The sequence below is a fragment of the Streptomyces sp. NPDC031111 genome, from assembly GCF_055570675.1.
Genome location: NZ_JBVIGS010000001.1, coordinates 365,874 through 382,154 on the forward strand (window position 1 = coordinate 365,874; position 16,281 = coordinate 382,154).

The 16,281-nt window shown below is 73.6% G+C and carries 12 protein-coding genes; 11 read left to right on the plus strand and 1 reads right to left on the minus strand.

Annotated features, from left to right (window positions below; translation table 11 throughout):
• Positions 1-121: 121 nt before the first annotated feature.
• Complete coding sequence (locus ACZ470_RS01685) at positions 122-1,069, minus strand: alpha/beta fold hydrolase (protein ID WP_468423409.1); 948 nt, start codon at positions 1,067-1,069, stop codon at positions 122-124.
• Positions 1,070-1,307: 238 nt separating this feature from the next.
• On the opposite strand from ACZ470_RS01685, the gene ACZ470_RS01690 reads away from it, so the two are divergent.
• The 11 genes from ACZ470_RS01690 to ACZ470_RS01740 all read left to right on the plus strand — a co-directional run bounded on the left by ACZ470_RS01690 (position 1,308) and on the right by ACZ470_RS01740 (position 16,111).
• Positions 1,308-3,263 (plus strand): HAD-IIIC family phosphatase, encoded by a 1,956-nt coding sequence (locus ACZ470_RS01690; RefSeq protein WP_468423411.1) that lies wholly within the window; start codon positions 1,308-1,310, stop codon positions 3,261-3,263.
• The gene (locus ACZ470_RS01695; protein WP_468423413.1) at positions 3,260-3,616 is read left to right on the plus strand and encodes a DUF6059 family protein; all 357 of its coding nucleotides are present in this window, start codon (positions 3,260-3,262) and stop codon (positions 3,614-3,616) included. Before ACZ470_RS01690 ends, ACZ470_RS01695 begins: the two co-directional genes overlap by 4 nt.
• 108 nt (positions 3,617-3,724) lie before the next feature.
• Positions 3,725-5,503, plus strand: a complete 1,779-nt coding sequence (locus ACZ470_RS01700; RefSeq protein WP_468423415.1) for a fatty acyl-AMP ligase — start codon at positions 3,725-3,727, stop codon at positions 5,501-5,503.
• 1 nt (position 5,504) lies between these two features.
• Positions 5,505-7,886: an acyl-CoA dehydrogenase family protein gene (locus ACZ470_RS01705; protein WP_468423416.1), complete on the plus strand. Its 2,382-nt coding sequence runs from the start codon at positions 5,505-5,507 to the stop codon at positions 7,884-7,886.
• On the plus strand, positions 7,880-9,673 hold the full coding sequence (locus ACZ470_RS01710) for an acyl-CoA dehydrogenase (protein WP_468423418.1): 1,794 nt from the start codon (positions 7,880-7,882) through the stop codon (positions 9,671-9,673). The genes ACZ470_RS01705 and ACZ470_RS01710 overlap by 7 nt, the downstream gene beginning before the upstream one ends.
• Positions 9,674-9,715: 42 nt before the next feature.
• Positions 9,716-10,012 (plus strand): acyl carrier protein, encoded by a 297-nt coding sequence (locus ACZ470_RS01715; RefSeq protein WP_398923685.1) that lies wholly within the window; start codon positions 9,716-9,718, stop codon positions 10,010-10,012.
• On the plus strand, positions 10,009-13,041 hold the full coding sequence (locus ACZ470_RS01720; protein WP_468423420.1) for a type I polyketide synthase: 3,033 nt from the start codon (positions 10,009-10,011) through the stop codon (positions 13,039-13,041). Before ACZ470_RS01715 ends, ACZ470_RS01720 begins: the two co-directional genes overlap by 4 nt.
• A gap of 62 nt (positions 13,042-13,103) precedes the next feature.
• A complete protein-coding gene (locus ACZ470_RS01725) occupies positions 13,104-14,174 on the plus strand; it encodes a 3-oxoacyl-ACP synthase III family protein (protein WP_468423421.1) in 1,071 nt (356 codons plus the stop codon).
• 29 nt (positions 14,175-14,203) lie between these two features.
• Complete coding sequence (locus ACZ470_RS01730) at positions 14,204-14,431, plus strand: acyl carrier protein (protein ID WP_468423423.1); 228 nt, start codon at positions 14,204-14,206, stop codon at positions 14,429-14,431.
• Positions 14,428-15,288: a 2-oxo acid dehydrogenase subunit E2 gene (locus ACZ470_RS01735; protein ID WP_468423425.1), complete on the plus strand. Its 861-nt coding sequence runs from the start codon at positions 14,428-14,430 to the stop codon at positions 15,286-15,288. Before ACZ470_RS01730 ends, ACZ470_RS01735 begins: the two co-directional genes overlap by 4 nt.
• Positions 15,221-16,111, plus strand: coding sequence for a 4'-phosphopantetheinyl transferase family protein (locus tag ACZ470_RS01740; RefSeq protein WP_468423427.1), 891 nt, complete (start codon positions 15,221-15,223; stop codon positions 16,109-16,111). The genes ACZ470_RS01735 and ACZ470_RS01740 overlap by 68 nt, the downstream gene beginning before the upstream one ends.
• Positions 16,112-16,281: the final 170 nt, after the last annotated feature.

Below are 16,281 nucleotides of genomic sequence, written 5' to 3' on the forward strand. Positions count from 1 at the left end.
GGACGGAGGATTCCCCTACACAACCACCACTGCCCTCTGGGGCGGTGGTCTGCGACGTTTTCTGGGTCGGGGGGACCGCCCAACCCCCCCCCCCCCCCCCCCCCCTCCCCCATGACCGGTCTCATGCCGGAGCGGTGGCGGACGCGGGGCGGGGCGACTCGACGGCGTTGCAGTACGGCAGGTCGTCGACGGGGCGGTCGGTGCAGAAGCGCGCGATCAGGTCCGCGGCCTCCTGGCGGCGCTCGACCGTCACCAGATGGTCCGCCTCCTTGATCGTGGTGAACCACGCGCCCGGCATCGTCGCCGCGAGTTCGCGGCCCATCTGCGGGGTGCACAGGGTGTCGTACTCCCCGGTGAACAGCAGGGTGGGCACCTCGGGGACCGGCAGGGGCTCGTAACAGCCGTGGGTCACCAGGCGGGTGTTGTGCTCGAGGGCCTTCCTGATCTCGTCCGGCGTCTGGTTCGTGAACTGGTGCTGGAGGAGCCGGGCCACAGCCGCGTGCCTGCGGACCTTGCCGGCCTCCGGATTCGACATGAACAGCTGTACGAGCCCGTTGGCGGCACCCTCGATGTCGTCCCGGTCGACCGCCTCCGCCAGCCGCGGTACGGCGTCGGTGTAGGGGTCGGGAAGGCGGTTCGCCCCGCCCGAGAAGACCATCCGCCGGACGGATGCGGGATGGCGCTGCGCGAAGCGGAGACCGACGACCTCTCCGAAGCAGGCGCCGAACAGATTCACCTCGGGCACGTCGATCTCCGTCAGCGTGTGCTGGACGGCATCGGCGAGGAAGCCGATGTCGTAGCGGGCCGGCAGGAAGTCCGAGCTGCCGTAGCCGGGGAGGTCCACGGTGATCATCGTGCACAGCGGCGCCAGCCACTTCTCGTGCCCCTGCCAGGAGTACCGGTCCTGCGACGAGCCGCCGAGCAGCAGCAACGGGGCCGTGCGTGGCGCGGGCTGACGGACGATCCGGCACGTGTACGCGAAGCCCTCGAAGACGAGCGCCCGCTCCTCGGCCGGTTCCGGGCGCTGCGCGCCGAGTGGTGGGTCCTGGGCGATGACGGCAGTGCGCATGAACGGCTCCGGGGGGCGGAAACGACGGGGAACCATTCCATGATTACCAGCAACCCTCACTATTCGGACGTAATCACTCAATTGTGGGCGATCCCATCCGGGGCGGGTGCGTGCCAATGCCGCGCCCGTCCGCTCAAGGGCGCCTTAAGACGGACCGCGCAGGCTCGGGCCGTCCACCGGCAGTGGTGGTCGGACTGCCCGGACGCCGGCTGCGTGCGATTCAGTGATGGGAGACACCATGGCCACGGTTGCGAGCACCGCCGTGGGTGAGCGGACCGGACCGCTGGACCGGCTGCGCGCCCTCCACGCCGAAGGACGCCTCGCCGGGGCGTACCCCGAGATACCCGGCCTCCTGGCCGAACTGGCCGCCGGGGGAGAGCCCGCCGGGCCGCCCGCGCCGGACCTGGTGCGGGCCGGACAGCTGCTCTTCCGCCTCGACCCGGGGGACGTGCTGCGCGAACACCCCGGCACCGACACGCTCACCGTCGCGGTCACCGGCCACTCCACCCTGAACGGGCTGACCGCGCCGCTGACCGCCGAACTCGCCCGGCACGGCATGCTGCTGAAGCTGCACACCGGCGACTACGACGCCTGGTTCCGCGATCTCCAGGACCCCGGCAGCGACCTGTACGCGGCGGGCGCCGACGTGGCGCTGTGCGTGCTGGACGCCGACGTGGTCTTCGACGAACTCCCGCACCCCTGGCTGGTGGAGGACGTGGAGCGGGTCGCCGCCGCCAAGCTGGCGCTGATCGGCTCGCTCGCCGAGCGCTATCTCGCCCACGGCTCCGGCACCCTCGTGCTCAACACCCTGCCGCTGCTGCGCACCCATGCCCGCCGGCTCGTCGACGCCCGCTCGCGGGCCCGGCTCGGCGTGCTCTGGCGGGAGTTCAACGCCGGGCTGCTGCGGCTTGCCGCCGTCCACGACCGGGTCCACGTCGTCGACCTCGACCCGCTGGCCGCCTCCTGCGGCCCGGTCAACGAGCCGAGGCTCGCCGCCTACGCCAAGGCGCGGCTCGGCGACGAACTCCTCGCCTGCTACGCCCGCGAGGTCGGCCACCTGGTCCGGGCGCTGCGCGGACGCACCAAGAAGGTGCTGGTGGTCGACCTGGACAACACCCTGTGGGACGGCATTCTCGGCGACGACGGCCCGGACGGCATCGCCGCCGCCACCACCTACCGGGGCGAGGCGTTCGGCCGGTTCCAGAAGGCGGTCGGCCAGCTCGGCGCCCAGGGCGTGCTGCTCGCGGTGTGCAGCAAGAACGACCGCGAGCCCGTGCTGGACGTGCTGCGCGACCACCCCGACATGGTGCTGCGCGAGACCGACTTCGTACGGATCGCCGCCAACTGGGAGCCCAAGGACGGCAATCTGCTGGACATCGCCCGACGGCTCAACCTGGGTGTGGACAGCTTCGTCTTCGCCGACGACTCGCCCTTCGAGTGCGGTCTGGTCGCCCGGAGCCTGCCCGGCGTCGCCGTGGTCCGCCTCGACGAGGAGCCCGCCCTGCACGTCGAGCGGCTGCTCGCCGACGGCTGGTTCGACGTCGCGGAACTCACGGCGGAGGACCGTTCCCGCGCGGAGCAGTACCGCACCGAGGCGGCCCGCGAGGACCTGCGGGAGAGCGCGGCCTCCATGGACGAGTACCTCGCGGAACTCGGGGTCGAGGTCACCCTCTCGCCGGTCGCCGAGCACGAGACGGCCCGGGCCTCCCAGATCTCCCTGCGGACCAACCAGTTCAACCTGACCACCGAACGGCTCCAGCAGGCGGAGATACGGTCCCGGCGGGACTCGGCCGGCCACCTGGTGCTGGCGATCCGCTCCCGGGACCGGTTCGGCGACAACGGACTGGTCGGGCTGGTCCTGGTCGACGCCACCGGGGGAGCCGGCGGGAGCTGGCACATCGACAACATGGTGCTGAGCTGCCGGGTCTTCGCCCGCGGCATCGAACAGACCTGCCTGGCCGCCGTGCTGCGCGAGGCCCGCGACCGGGGCGCCACGGCCGTGTACGCCCGCTACCGCCCCACCGCCAAGAACCACAAGGTGCGCGGACTGTACCCGTCCGTGGGCTTCACGGAGACCGGCGAGGACGCGGAGGGCACCGTGACGTTCCGCCACGACCTGACGGACGAGACCCTGCCCGAGCCGCCGGCGCATGTGCGCCTGACGGCGGACCTCGCCCCCCGGCCCACGGCGTGACGGCGCACGACGGCATGGGACGGGCCCTGCGACGGGCGGCACGGCGGGCCGCCCAGTCGGTCAGCCGGTTCCTGGTGGACGGATTCGGCGCACTCGCCGGCATCTTCGGCATGATGCCGCCGCACGCCGTCGACACGGCACAGCAGTGGTGGCACGAGAAGCTCGACACCGGCGCCCCGCCGCAGCTCGGCCCCCTGCTGCCGCTCGACGAGCCGCCGCCCGCCCACCCGGAGCGGCTCGCCGCGGGGGTACCGCTCACCCCGCGCGAGGAGGAGCTGTGGGCGCAACTGAACCCGCCCCAGAGCCGCAAGAGGAGCTTTAGGGGCGGATCCGACGATCGGCACGGCACATGACGGCCCACATGACGGCCCACATGACGGCCGACGTGCGGTCGACACCTCAGTCAGTCGGTTCAACCGGTTTCAACGCGATACGAGTCGCTTCTAGCGAGGGGAAAGACGGTGGCGGAATTCGGTTCATTCGCGGAGCTCGTGCTGACGCGGTCGGACGAACGGGGTGACGCGGACGCGTTCGTGTTCCTCGCGGAAGGAGTACGGGGCAAGGAGCCCGAGCGGCTGCCGTACCTGGACCTGGACCGCGCCGCCAAGGACGTGGCCTCCTGGCTCCAGGAGAGGGGCCTGGCCGGACGTCAGGTCCTGCTGCTCTACCCGTCGGGACTGGACTTCATCAAGGCCTTCGTGGGCTGCCTGTACGCGGGAGCCGTCGCGGTGCCCGCCCCGCTGCCCTCCGAGCAGGGCCAGCACTTCCGGCGGGTCTCCGGGATCGTCCGCGACGCCCGCGTCGGCGCGGTGCTGACCCTCACCGAGCACGCCCCCGAGGTCGAGGCGTGGCTGGCCGCCGAGGGCTTCTCCGACGTGCTGTGCCTCGCCACGGACCGCGGCCCGGTGGGTGACGCGGGCGCCTGGCGCGACCCCCGGCTCGGACCGGAGCACCTGGCGTTCCTCCAGTACACCTCCGGCTCCACCAGCGCGCCCAAGGGCGTCATGGTCTCGCACGGCAACCTGCTCGCCAACGAGGCGGCCATCGCCCGCTCCACCGGCAACACACCCGACACGGTGATCGGCGGCTGGCTGCCCTTCTACCACGACATGGGGCTGATCGGGCACGTCCTCCAGCCGCTGTGGCTGGGCACCGTCAGCGTGCTGATGTCCCCGGTCTCCTTCCTGCGCAAGCCGGCCCGCTGGCTGGAGATGGTCAGCGAGTACGGCGTCAACGCCAGCGGCGGCCCCAACTTCGCGTACGACCTGTGCGTGCGCCGGGTCACCGACGCGCAGCTGGAGGGTCTCGACCTGTCGACGTGGCGGACCGCGTGCAACGGCGCCGAGCCGGTACGCGCCGAGACCCTGAAGGCGTTCACCGAGCGCTTCGGGCCGTACGGCTTCCGGGCGGACACCATGTTCCCCTGCTACGGCATGGCCGAGACCACCCTGCTGGTGACCGGCACCCCCAAGGGACGCGGGGCGCTGCTGCGCGAGGTGGACGCCGCCGGGCTGGAACGCGGCGTCGTGGAGGGCCCCTACCTGGGCGCCACCCGGCGGGCCCTGGTCAGCAGCGGGGTGGCGCGGGCCGAGGACTTCGAGGTGCGGATCGTCGACCCCGACACCCTCGTGGAGCGGCCCGAGGGCCGGGTCGGGGAGATCTGGGTGCGCGGCGCCAGCGTGGCCTCCGGCTACTGGGAGCGGCCCGAGGTGAACGCGGAGATCTTCGGCGCCCGCATCAAGGGCCAGGAGGAGCTGGGCCCCTGGCTGCGCACCGGCGACATGGGCGTCCTGGGCGGCGGTGAGCTCTTCGTGACCGGCCGGCTCAAGGAGATGGTCCTGATCAACGGCCGCAACATCTACCCGTACGACGTGGAGAACGCCGTACGCGCCCTGGACCCCGCCATCGGCACAGGGGCCGTGTTCGCCGTCGACGCCGGCGACCAGGAACACCTGGTGGTGATCCACGAGATACGGCAGAGCGCGGCGCAGACGGACCTGAAGACCGTCGCCACCCGCATCCAGCGCCTCGTGGGCCTGGAGTTCGCCGTCCCGGCCGGCAACGTCCTGCTGGTCCGCCCCGGCACGATCCGCAGGACGACCAGCGGCAAGATCCAGCGGACGCTGATGCGCAAGCTGTTCCTCGAAGGCGCCGTCACCGCGCTGCACTCCGTGCTGGACCCGGACGTGCGGGAGCTCCTCGACGCGGCCGGCGAGCCGGCCCTGGTCCCGGTGGGCTGACATGGAACATCCTCCCTACCGCGTCGCGCAGGAGCTGGAACTGCTCCTCGGGGACCCCGAGGACCCCGCCACCGTGTTCTCCCACGCCCGCAGCCTGGAACTGGACGAGCGGGAGGAGTTCCCGGCCGACATCTGCCAGGAACTGGCGGACTGGGGGCTCCAGGACTTCTACGTCCCCGTCGAGTACGGCGGCCGGCTCACCGACTACGAGACCGTCATGCAGGTCATGAGGGTCGTGTCCCGCCGCGATCTGACCGTCGCCATCGGGCACGGCAAGACCTATCTGGGCGCGGTGTGCGTCTGGGTCGCCGGCAGTGCCGAACAGGCCCGCGCCCTCGCCGCGGACATCCGGGCCGGGCTGCCGGTCTCCCTGGCCCTCACCGAACGCGCCCACGGCAGCGACCTGCTCGCCGGGGACGTGCTGGGCGAGCCCGACGACCGCGGCGGCTGGCACGTCACCGGCGAGAAGTGGCTGATCAACAACGCCACCCGGGGCCGTCTGCTCTCCGTGCTCACCCGCACCGACCCCGACGGCGGGCCGCGCGGCTTCACCGTGCTGCTGGTCGACAAACGGCGGCTGCGGGAGGGCGACGAGTACCGCTGCCTGGACAAGATCCCCACCCATGGCATCCGGGGCGCCGACATCAGCGGTATCGCCCTCGCCGCGGCGCCGGTGCCCGCGGAGGCGGCGGTCGGGCCGGTGGGCGGCGGCGTCGAGACCGTGCTCAAGGCGCTCCAGCTCACCCGCACCATGTGCGCATCGCTCTCCCTGGGCGCGGCCGACCACGCGCTGCGGATCGCCCTGGACTTCGCGGAGACGCGCGAGCTGTACGGGCGGCGGCTGGTGGAGCTGCCGCAGGCGCGGCACGTCCTCGCCTGCGCGGCGGCCGACGTACTGGCCGGGGAGGCGCTCGCCACCGTCGCCGCCCGGTCCGTGCACACCGCCACCGACGAACTGAGCGTGGCCGCCGCCGTCACCAAGTACCTGGTGCCCACCGGCACCGAGGGTGTCATCGGCGAGCTGACCCGGCTGCTCGGGGCGCGGGCGTTCCTCAAGGACGTACACGCCCGGGGGATGTTCCAGAAGGTCGACCGGGACCACCGCATCGTCGGCCTCTTCGACGGCAACACCCTGGTCAACCTCAACTCCCTGGTCAACCAGTTCCGTTCGCTGATCCGCGGCTGGCGGCGCGGCGGCGGCGACACGGCCGGCGCGGTCCGCGCCTTCGACCTGTCCGCGCCGCTGCCCCCGCTGGACCCGGCCCGGCTGTCCCTGGTGGCGCGGCACGGCAGCGGCATCATGGCCACGCTGCCGGACTCGGTGGCCGCGCTGCGCGCCGAGGCCGAGGGGCGTCCGGAGCTGAAGAACGCGCTGGCCTCGGCGGAGCGGCTGCTGGCCGTGACCGACCGGGTCCACGAGGAGATGGACGCGTACCGGACGGTGGTCTCCGACGTCCCGCCCGCCGCCTTCGACGCCGCCCGGCGCTACAGCCTCTGCCTGGCCGGGGCCGCCTGCCTCGGCCTGTGGACGCACAACCACCGCGCGGCGGCCGGGGGCCGCACCGGGGCGCTGTGGGCCGAGGGCCTGTGGCTGTGGCCCGTCCTCGACCGCCTGCTGGTCCGCCTGGGCGACCCGGACGCCGGCAAGCCCGACGCCTACCCCCCGCTCCTGGACCACCTGAGATCCACCCGCACCACGGGCAGCCTCTTCTCCCTCCTCCCCCTCCGCCTGCGGGGAGACGCGACGACCACCGGCGGCCCGGAACCCGCTTCCGCGCCGACGGTCACGGGCCCGCGGCCCGCCGACGCTCAGGCGTCCGCTGCGGCGGGCGCTGTCGGCCGTGGCGCCGCGCCGACGGCGGCCGGGGCCGGCCGTCACCTGCCCGTGACGGCCACCGGTGGACCGGCTGCCGACGGTCCGACGGGGGCGGAGCCCGCTTCCGCGCGGTTCGTTGCCGCGCTGGCAGTCACGGGCAGCGGCCGGGACGCCGACCCGGCCACGGGCCCTCGGCCCGGGGCCGGGCTGGCGCCCGCTGTGGCGGGCGGCGTCGGCCGTGGCGACGTGTCGACGGCGGCCGGGGTCGGCCGTCACCTGTCCGCGTCGGGTGCCGGTGGACCGGCTGCCAGCGGCCCGGCGGAGGGGGAGCCCGCTCCCACGCTGGCAGCCACTGCCGACGGCCGGGACGCCGGCCCGGCGGGCCCTCGGCCCGCCGACGCTCATGCGCCCGCCGTGGCGGGCGACGCCGGCCGTGGCGGGCGGGACGGCGCGTCGGGGGAGGCGGGGGCCGGTGGCCGGTGGCCCGCCGGCCAGGGACGTGGAGCCGGCCCGCAGGGCGGTCGCGTTGATGTGCACGTACACACCCATGAGGGGACGTCATGCTGAGGGATTCCGCCGTCCGAGGGCCGCGTGGCACGGCGGCCCCGGCCGACCGCACCGTCGATCCGGCCGGGCACGCGGCGCAGGAGAGCGCCGTCCGGGCCAGGATCGCCGACCTGGAGAAACGCTTCGGGGACCCGAACGACCCCGCCAACCCGCTGGGCACCGCCGGACTGCTGGCCGCCGACGAGGCCGGTGAACTCCCGGCCGCCGGTGAGCGGTTGCTCGACGACTTCAACCTCAACGCCGAGTTCGTGCCCACCGCCCTCGGCGGGCGGCTGGACCGGCTCGACACGCTCGTACGGGTGATGCGCCAGGTGTTCCGGCGCGATGTCGCCCTCGGCCTCGGCTACGGCATCACCTCCTTCATGGCCGCCGTCAACGTGTGGACGGCCGGCCGCGAGGAGCAGCGGCGCCGGCTGGCCGACCTGCTCCTGGACGGCTCCAAGATCTCCGTCGCCTACCACGAACTGCCGCACGGCAACGACTTCGTGCGCAACGAGTTCCGCGCCGACCCGGTGCCCGGCGGCTTCCGCCTCAACGGCCGCAAGGAGGTCATCAACAACGCGGACCGGGCCGCCGCCTTCGCCCTGTTCAGCCGTACCGACGACGGCCCCGGCAGCCGCAGCCACTCGGTCCTGCTCGCCGAACGCGACCTGCTCGACCGGGAACGCTTCGAGGTCCTGCCCCGCTACACCGCCGTCGGCGTACGCGGCTGCCGGCTGTCCGGGCTGGACTTCACCGACTGCCCGGTCCCCGACAGCGCCCTGGTCGGCGCGCGCGGCCAGGGCGTGGAACTCGCCCTGCGGTCCTTCCAGATCACCCGCAGCGCCATCCCCAGCATGGCGGTCGGGGCCCTCGACACCAGTCTGCGCACGGTGGTGCGGTTCGCCGTCGGGCGTCAGCTCTACCGGCGGTCCGTGATGGAGATCCCGCACGCCGCCGCCACGCTCGGCGGCGCCTTCCTCGACCTGCTGATCTGCGACAGCATGGCGACGGTGGGCACCCGCGCGGTGCATCTGCTGCCCGACGAGACCAGTGTGTACGCCGCCGCGGTGAAGTACCTGGTGCCCAAGATGCTCACCGACACCATGTACGACCTGTCCATCGTGCTCGGAGCCCGGTTCTACGTCCGTGAGGGCGAGTTCGGCCTGTTCCAGAAGCACGTCCGCGACCTGCCCGTGCTCAGCCTCGGCCACGCCGGCTCGGCGGCCTGCCAGGCCACCATCATCCCGCAGCTGTCCCGGCTGGCCCGGCGCGCCTGGTTCTCCGGCGACGAGGCCCCGCCGAGCCTGTTCCGCCCCCAGGAGGCGCTGTCCGGCATCCCGTTCCAGGACCTGGCCCTGGCCAGCGGCCGGGACAGCCTCAGCGCCTCGCTCGTCGCCGCCGTCGACGACCTGCCCAGCGGCTCCCCCGAGGAACTCGCCGTGCAGGCGCTCGTGATGCGGATGCTGGACCAGCTGCGCCAGCTCCAGGAGGACAGCCTGAACCTGTCCCCCCAGGACCGCACCGCCCTCGCCAGCCCCGCCAGCTTCGCCCTCGCCGACCGGTACGCGGTGTTCCTCGCGGCCGCCTCCGTCCTGGGTGTCTGGCGGGGCGCGCGGGACGGCGACGACCCGTTCCTGGCCGACCCGGCCTGGGTGGCCGCGGCACTGCACCGGCTGGCGCGTCGGCTCGGGCAGCGCCCCGCCGACCTGCCGCCCGCGTGCGAGGGCCGGGTGCACGAGGAAGTGCTCCGCCGCTTCCACGAACGCCGCAGCTACGACCTCTACGACACCCCGCTGGCCGGCTGACCGCCGTCCGGATCCGACGCGCCTTCACCGAGGAGTTGCACCATGTCCGTTCCCGCGACCGACCGCACACGCGCCGAGCACACCGTCGAGTCGATGAGCAGCTGGCTCGCCGACCGGATCGCCCTCTACCTCAAGCGGACGCCGTCGGAGATCGTGCCCACCGTCCCGCTGGCCGAGTACGGGCTGGACTCCGTGGCCGCGCTGAGCCTGTGCGGCGACATCGAGGAGGACTTCGATCTCGTTCTCGAACCCACCGTGGCCTGGGACTACCCGACCATCGAGGCCCTGGCCGGCCACATCGTGGAGGAATTCGAGGCCCTGGAGGGCGGGAACCGATGAGGCCTGTCGCCATCGTCGGCATCGACTGCCGGTTCCCGGGGGCGCCGGACGCCGACGCCTACTGGGACATGCTGATGCGCTCCGGTGACGGCGTGCGGAAGGTGCCCGGCGGCCGTTGGGCGGCCGGCGACTTCCACTCGCCCACCGGGGCGGAGGGGCACTCCAACACCACCGAGGGCGGCTTCATCAGCGACCCGGACGCCTTCGACAACGAGTTCTTCACCGTCTCCCCCCGCGAGGCGGCGGCCATGGACCCGCAGCAGCGGCTGCTGCTCCAGTGCGCCTGGCGCGCCGTCGAGGACGCGGGCGTCGCCCCGCAGCGGCTCGCGGGCACCCAGACCGGGGTGTTCGTCGGCATCATGGGCAACGAGTGGGCCCATCTGCACATGACCGACTACGCCCGGGTCACCGCCCAGCTCGGCTCCGGCAACGGCTACTGCATGACCGCCAACCGGATCTCCTACCACCTCGACCTCAAGGGCCCCAGCCTGGCCGTGGACACGGCCTGCTCGTCCTCGCTGGTCGCCGTCCACCTCGCCTGCAACGCCCTGCTGTCGGGGGAGTGCGACACCGCCATCGCGGCGGGCGTGAACGTGGCGCTCACCCCGGCGCTCGGCATCTTCTACACCCAGGCCGGGCTGTCCGCCCCCGACGGCCGCTGCAAGCCCTTCAGCGCCGACGCCGACGGCATCGGCCGCGGCGAGGGCGTCGGCGCGGTGGTGCTGCGCCGGCTGGAGGACGCCGTCGCCGACGGCCAGCCGGTGTACGCGGTGATCCGCGGCACCGCCGTCAACCAGGACGGCCGCAGCAACGGCATCACCGCCCCCAACCGCTGGTCGCAGGAGGAGGTGCTGGGGGCCGCCTACCGCCGGGCCGGCGTCGAACCGTCCGACGTCGCCTTCACCGAGGCCCACGGCACCGGCACCGTCCTCGGCGACATGATCGAGGTCAAGGCGCTCGGCCGGCTGCACTCCGGCCGCTCCGGGCGTCCCCTTGCGATCGGCTCCGTCAAGGGAAACATCGGGCACGCCGAGGGCGCGGCCGGTATCGCCGGCCTCATCAAGGTCGCCCTGTCCCTGCACCACCGGGTGGTCCCCGCCAGCCGCTTCGCGGCCAAGGAGAACCCCGCCCTGAAACTGGCCCAGCAGGGCCTCAGGCTCCTCAAGGCCCCGCTGCGCCTGCGGTCCGGGCCGGCCATCGGCGGCCTGAGCAGCTTCGGCATGGGCGGCACCAACGCCCACGCCGTCCTGGAGTCCGCGCCCCCGCACGCCGCGCGCCCCGAGCCGGGACGCACCGGTGAGGGCAGCGGCCGTACGGGCCTGGGGGCCGGGGTGTTCACGCTGACCGCGCCCTCGCCGGCCGCGCTGCGCCGCAACCTGCTCGTCCAGGCCGACGCCGTGCAGCGGCGCAGGGTGCCGGCCGGCCCGCTGAGCTGGAGCAGCAACCGCTCCAAGACGGGCCACCGCTACCGCTTCGCGGTGCCCGCCCGGGACACCGGGGAACTGGCGGCGGCGCTGCGGGAGGCCGCCGCCGACGACGACGTGCTGGCCCGGCTGTCCGGCCACCCCTCGGGCAAGCCCCTGGTGGCGCTGCTGTTCACCGGGCAGGGCTCCCAGTACCCGGCGATGACCGCCCGCCTCTACGAGGAGTCACCGCTGTACCGGCGGTTCCTGGACGAGGCCGACGCGGCCCTCGCCCCGCACACCCGCGGCTCGGTGCGCGAACTGCTGCTGGCCGCCGACCCGGCGGTGCACCGCACCGGCTGGGCCCAGCCCGCCCTGTTCGCCGTCGAGTACGCCCTGGCGGCGAGCCTGGCCGAACTCGGTGTGCGCCCGGCGCTCATGCTGGGCCACAGCGTCGGCGAGTACGCGGCGGCCGTGCTGGCGGAGGTCTTCCCGCTGGAGCACGCGGCCCGGCTGATCGCCGCCCGGGGCGCCCTGATGGAGGCGCTGCCCGAGGGCGGCGGGATGCTCGCCGTACGGGCGTCGCTCGCGGACGTGGCCGAACTCGCCGACGCCGAGCCGCTGGTCGGCGTGGGCGCGGTGAACGGCCCCCGGGCCACCGTGCTCTCCGGCGACACGGCCGCGCTGGGCCGGATCGAGGAGGAGCTCGGCCGGCGCGGGGTGCCGACCAGACGACTGGAGGTCTCGCACGCCTTCCACTCGCCGCTGATGGAACCCGTCCTGGACCGGTTCGCCGCCGTCGCGGACGAGATCGGCGGCGGCGTGCCCAAGCTGCCCGTGTACTCGACGCTGCGCGGGCGGCTGCTGGAGGCCGAACCGATGGACGCCAAGTACTGGGTCGAGCACATCGGAGCCCCGGTGCTGTTCGGCGACGCCATGGCGCGGCTGCAGGAGGCCGGGCCCACCCACCTCGTGGAGGTCGGCCCCCGTCCGGTGCTCACCGGCATGGCACGGGCGCTGCGCTCCGCCGCCGGGGCGACCACGCACACCGTGGCCCCCGTCCCGGCGGAGGGCGCGGGCGGCCGGGAGTTCGCCGACGCGGTCGCGGAACTCTTCCGCACCGGACTCGACCCGTGGTGGGACGCCGCCTACCCGGAGGACGAGCGCGTCCCGCAGCGGCTGGCCCCGTACGCCTTCTCCGACACCAGCCGGTTCTGGACCCGCGGCCCCGTCCGGGCCGTACCGGCGACTGAGCTCGCCGCGGCGCCCGACGTTCCCGCCGACCGGGGCCGGCAGGCGGAGCAGCCGGCCACGGACGGCCGCGGGGCGGTCCTGACGGCCGTACTGCCCCCGTCCGGGGAGGACAGGACCGATCCGGTGGCCCGCGCCGTGACCGAGGCCGTCGCCGAGGTCGGCGGCTACGCCCCGGACGAGGTGTCGCGCCTGTCCCTGCTGTACGAGGACCTCGGCTTCGACTCCGTGATGGTCATGGAGCTGAAGGACCGGCTCCAGGAACGGCTGAGCGGTCTGGAGGCGATGAGCGTGCAGGACCTGCTGCCGCAGCTGTCGTCCGTCGGCGACCTCGTCGACTACCTCCAGGACCGGCTCGGCACGGCCGTCGCCTGAGCGACCCGCGCCGCCCCGTCCGTACGTCCCTCCTCGGCCGATTGTGAGAAGGAAACCGTCCGATGCAGCCACCGCAGTCACCCCAGCAGCCCTCGTCCGCCCCGTCTTCGTCGTCCGAGCCCGTCGCCCATCTCGCCGGGGCCGGCACCGCCCTGCCGGGCGATCCGGTCGACAACGCCATGCTCGCCCGGACGCTCGGCGTCAACGAGGAATGGATCGACGTCTTCATCGGCACCCGGACCCGGCACTTCGCCCGCGACCTGACCAGCGGGGAGGTGCGCTGGTCGCTGGCCGACCTGTGCGCCCGCGCCGGCGAGCAGGCCCTCACCGCGTCCGGTGTCGCTCCCGACGAGATCGACTTCGTGGTCATGGGCACCGCGACCCCGGACCATCTCATGCCCGCCACCGTCAACCATGTCGCCGACCAGCTCGGCCTGGACCAGATTCCCACCTACCAGCTCCAGTCCGGCTGCGCCGGAGCCGTACAGGCCCTGGAACTGGGCCGCACCCTGATCACCGGCGGCGGGCACCGGGCCGGCCTGGTGATCGGCGGCGACGTGTGCAGCAAGCATCTCGACCTCGACCGGGACCTGTCCGGGGCGGCGCCCAGCGACCTCGTCAACTACGTGCTCTTCGGCGACGGGGCGGGCGCGGCCGTGCTCACCGCCGAACCGCGCGGGGAGCGGGTGGCGGTCCGCAGGGTCCTCAACCGTTTCACCGGGCTCGGCCGGCAGCCCGGCCAGGTCATCGAGTGGTTCGGGCTGGCCGACCGGCACGAGGACCGGCAGGCGGTGCGGGAGGACTACAAGGCCATCGAGGAGTCCGTCCCCGTGATGGCCCTGGAGATCCTGTGGGAGCTCCTGGAGGACCTCGACTGGTCCCCCGAGGACGTGGACTTCCTGCTGCCGCCGCAGCTGTCCGGCCGGATGACCCGGCACATCACCGAGCAGCTCGACCTGCCCGGCGCCGTCGAGGTGTCGTGCGTCGCCGAGACCGGCAACAACGGCAACGCCCTGCCCTTCCTCCAGTTGGAGGCGCTGCTCGGGAAGATCGGCCAGGGGCAGCGGGCGCTGGCCGTCGCCGTGGAGTCCAGCAAGTGGATCAAGTCCGGTTTCGCACTCGAGAAGATCTGACCCGCACCTTGCCCGGGAGGGCCGTACCCATGCAGACCATCGACGACTTCGTCCGCCTCGTCAGGGACGAGCTGGGCATGCCGCTGGCGGAGCACCAGGTCTCCGCCGACCTCGACCAGTTGCCCGACTGGGACTCGCTCTACCTGTTGAAACTCGTCACCGCGCTGGAGCAGGCCACCGGCCGTTCGCTGCCCGTCGGCCGGCTCCTCGAGGCCCGCAGTCTCGGCGAGATCTACCGGCTGGCGGCGGGCACATGACCGGGGCCCGGCCCGGCGCGCCGACCCCCCTGCGGGTCCACCCCGAACGCCGGCGCCGGCACACCCTGTACTTCCTGGAGTACGCCGCCCGGCAGCGGCCCGTCCACCTCGACACCGACATCGACATGACCCGGATCGAGGCGCACCGGGCCGCCGCCCGCGCCGCCGGCCGGCGGTACTCGGTCGTCACCTATCTGCTGCACGCCACCGGCCGGGTGCTCCACCGCCACCCGGGGGCCAACGCCACGATGGTTCCCGGCGGGCTCTTCGGCCTGCGCGGACCGCGCACCGTACGGTTCGCGCAGGTCACCGCGAAGCTGGCGCTGGACCGCACGGTGGACGGGGAACGGACCGTGCTCTCCGCGCTGCTGCCGGGGCTGGAGAGCGCCGACCTGGAGTCCGTCCAGGAGCGGATCGACCGCTACCGCGGACCGGGCACCGACCGGCTGCCCGAGTTCCGCGGTGTCCGGCTGCTCGGCCGGCTGCCGGTGCCGCTCGGACGGCTCGCCTTCGCCGCCGCCCTGCGCAGCCCGGCCCGTCGGCCGACCGTGCTGGGCACCGTCGCGGTGAGCTCGCTCGGCCACCGGCCGGTCGACGGCTTCCACTCCAGTGGCGGCACCGCGGTCACCCTGTGCGCGGGCCGCGTCGTCGAGCGGCCCGTCGTCAGGGACGGGGAGGTGGCGGTCGCCCCCGTGATGCGGCTCGGCCTCACCTTCGACCACCGGGTCATCGACGGCGCCACCGCCGCCGACGTCCTGGACGACCTCAAGCAGACCTTGGAGGGCTTCGATGACGGCGCGGAGGAGGACGGCGTCAAGCCCCTCGTTCGGGGAGCCGATCCGCATCTCCGGCCGTGACGGAGCATGGGACCGGGTCCGTGCGGACCTCGAGGAGCACGCGGTCGCCGTACTGCACGCCCGGCTCGCCGACTGGCGGCCGGACCGGGCGGGCGGCCCCAGACTGCGTGCCCTGCTGGGCCGGGACTGGGAGCGGTATCTGGACATGACGCACCCGGACGTCCGGACGCGGTTCGCCGCCTCCCGGGTGCTGCTGAAGTTCGCCGCGGCGGTGGCGCTGAGAGTGCCGCCGCAGGTCGTCGAACTCGGGTACGGCCCCACCGGCCGGCCCTATCTGCGCGGCTACGACGCGGTGGACGTCAGCCTCAGCCACACAGAGGACCTGCTGCTGATCGGGCTCAGCACCAAGGGCCTGATCGGGGTGGACGCCGAACGGGCGGACCGCCCCCTGTACACCAGGGGGCTGCACCGCCATGTCTGCACACCGTACGAACTGAAGCTCCTGGAACGGCTTCCGCCGCATCGGCGGGAAGCCGTACTGGTGCGTCTGTGGACGCTCAAGGAGGCCTACAGCAAGGCGATCGGACAGGGACTGCGGTTCCGGTTCACGGACTTCGGCTTCGGCGCCGACGGCCGGCCGCCCCGGGTGCTGGCCCCGGACGGGGCGCCCGGCACCGGCGTCGAGTGGGAGTTCCGCACCTTCTCGGTGGACGGCGGCTACGTCGTCAGCGTCGCGGTGAGCAACACCGGGTTCGGCGGTACGCGGGACACGGCGGCGCAGACCATGCTGGATCCGCGGGTGGTCGCCGCGGTCGCCGAGGCCCTCGGCGACGACCCGGAGGACGACGACAGCACCGCGGAGGCCGAGCTGATGGGCTGGTGAGGCGGAGGACGGTCGTAGGACGGCCGCAGGACGGCTGGTGACACGTGCCGGGCCGCGGAGAGGGGAGTCCCGCTCCGCGGCCCGGCACGTGGCGTTGGGGGCCGGCGCGTATCCCTGTGCGGGCGGTCATGCGGGCCGCAAGCGGGGCTCAAGGGAGCACCGACAGCATG

Bases quoted from the DNA above. Each gene is read 5' to 3' on its own strand.
- ACZ470_RS01685 (WP_468423409.1), bottom strand. From the start codon at position 1,069: ATGCGCACTGCCGTCATCGCCCAGGACCCACCACTCGGCGCGCAGCGC.
- ACZ470_RS01690 (WP_468423411.1), top strand. From the start codon at position 1,308: ATGGCCACGGTTGCGAGCACCGCCGTGGGTGAGCGGACCGGACCGCTG.
- ACZ470_RS01705 (WP_468423416.1), top strand. From the start codon at position 5,505: ATGGAACATCCTCCCTACCGCGTCGCGCAGGAGCTGGAACTGCTCCTC.
- ACZ470_RS01710 (WP_468423418.1), top strand. From the start codon at position 7,880: ATGCTGAGGGATTCCGCCGTCCGAGGGCCGCGTGGCACGGCGGCCCCG.
- ACZ470_RS01715 (WP_398923685.1), top strand. From the start codon at position 9,716: ATGTCCGTTCCCGCGACCGACCGCACACGCGCCGAGCACACCGTCGAG.
- ACZ470_RS01720 (WP_468423420.1), top strand. From the start codon at position 10,009: ATGAGGCCTGTCGCCATCGTCGGCATCGACTGCCGGTTCCCGGGGGCG.
- ACZ470_RS01725 (WP_468423421.1), top strand. From the start codon at position 13,104: ATGCAGCCACCGCAGTCACCCCAGCAGCCCTCGTCCGCCCCGTCTTCG.
- ACZ470_RS01730 (WP_468423423.1), top strand. From the start codon at position 14,204: ATGCAGACCATCGACGACTTCGTCCGCCTCGTCAGGGACGAGCTGGGC.
- ACZ470_RS01735 (WP_468423425.1), top strand. From the start codon at position 14,428: ATGACCGGGGCCCGGCCCGGCGCGCCGACCCCCCTGCGGGTCCACCCC.
- ACZ470_RS01740 (WP_468423427.1), top strand. From the start codon at position 15,221: ATGACGGCGCGGAGGAGGACGGCGTCAAGCCCCTCGTTCGGGGAGCCG.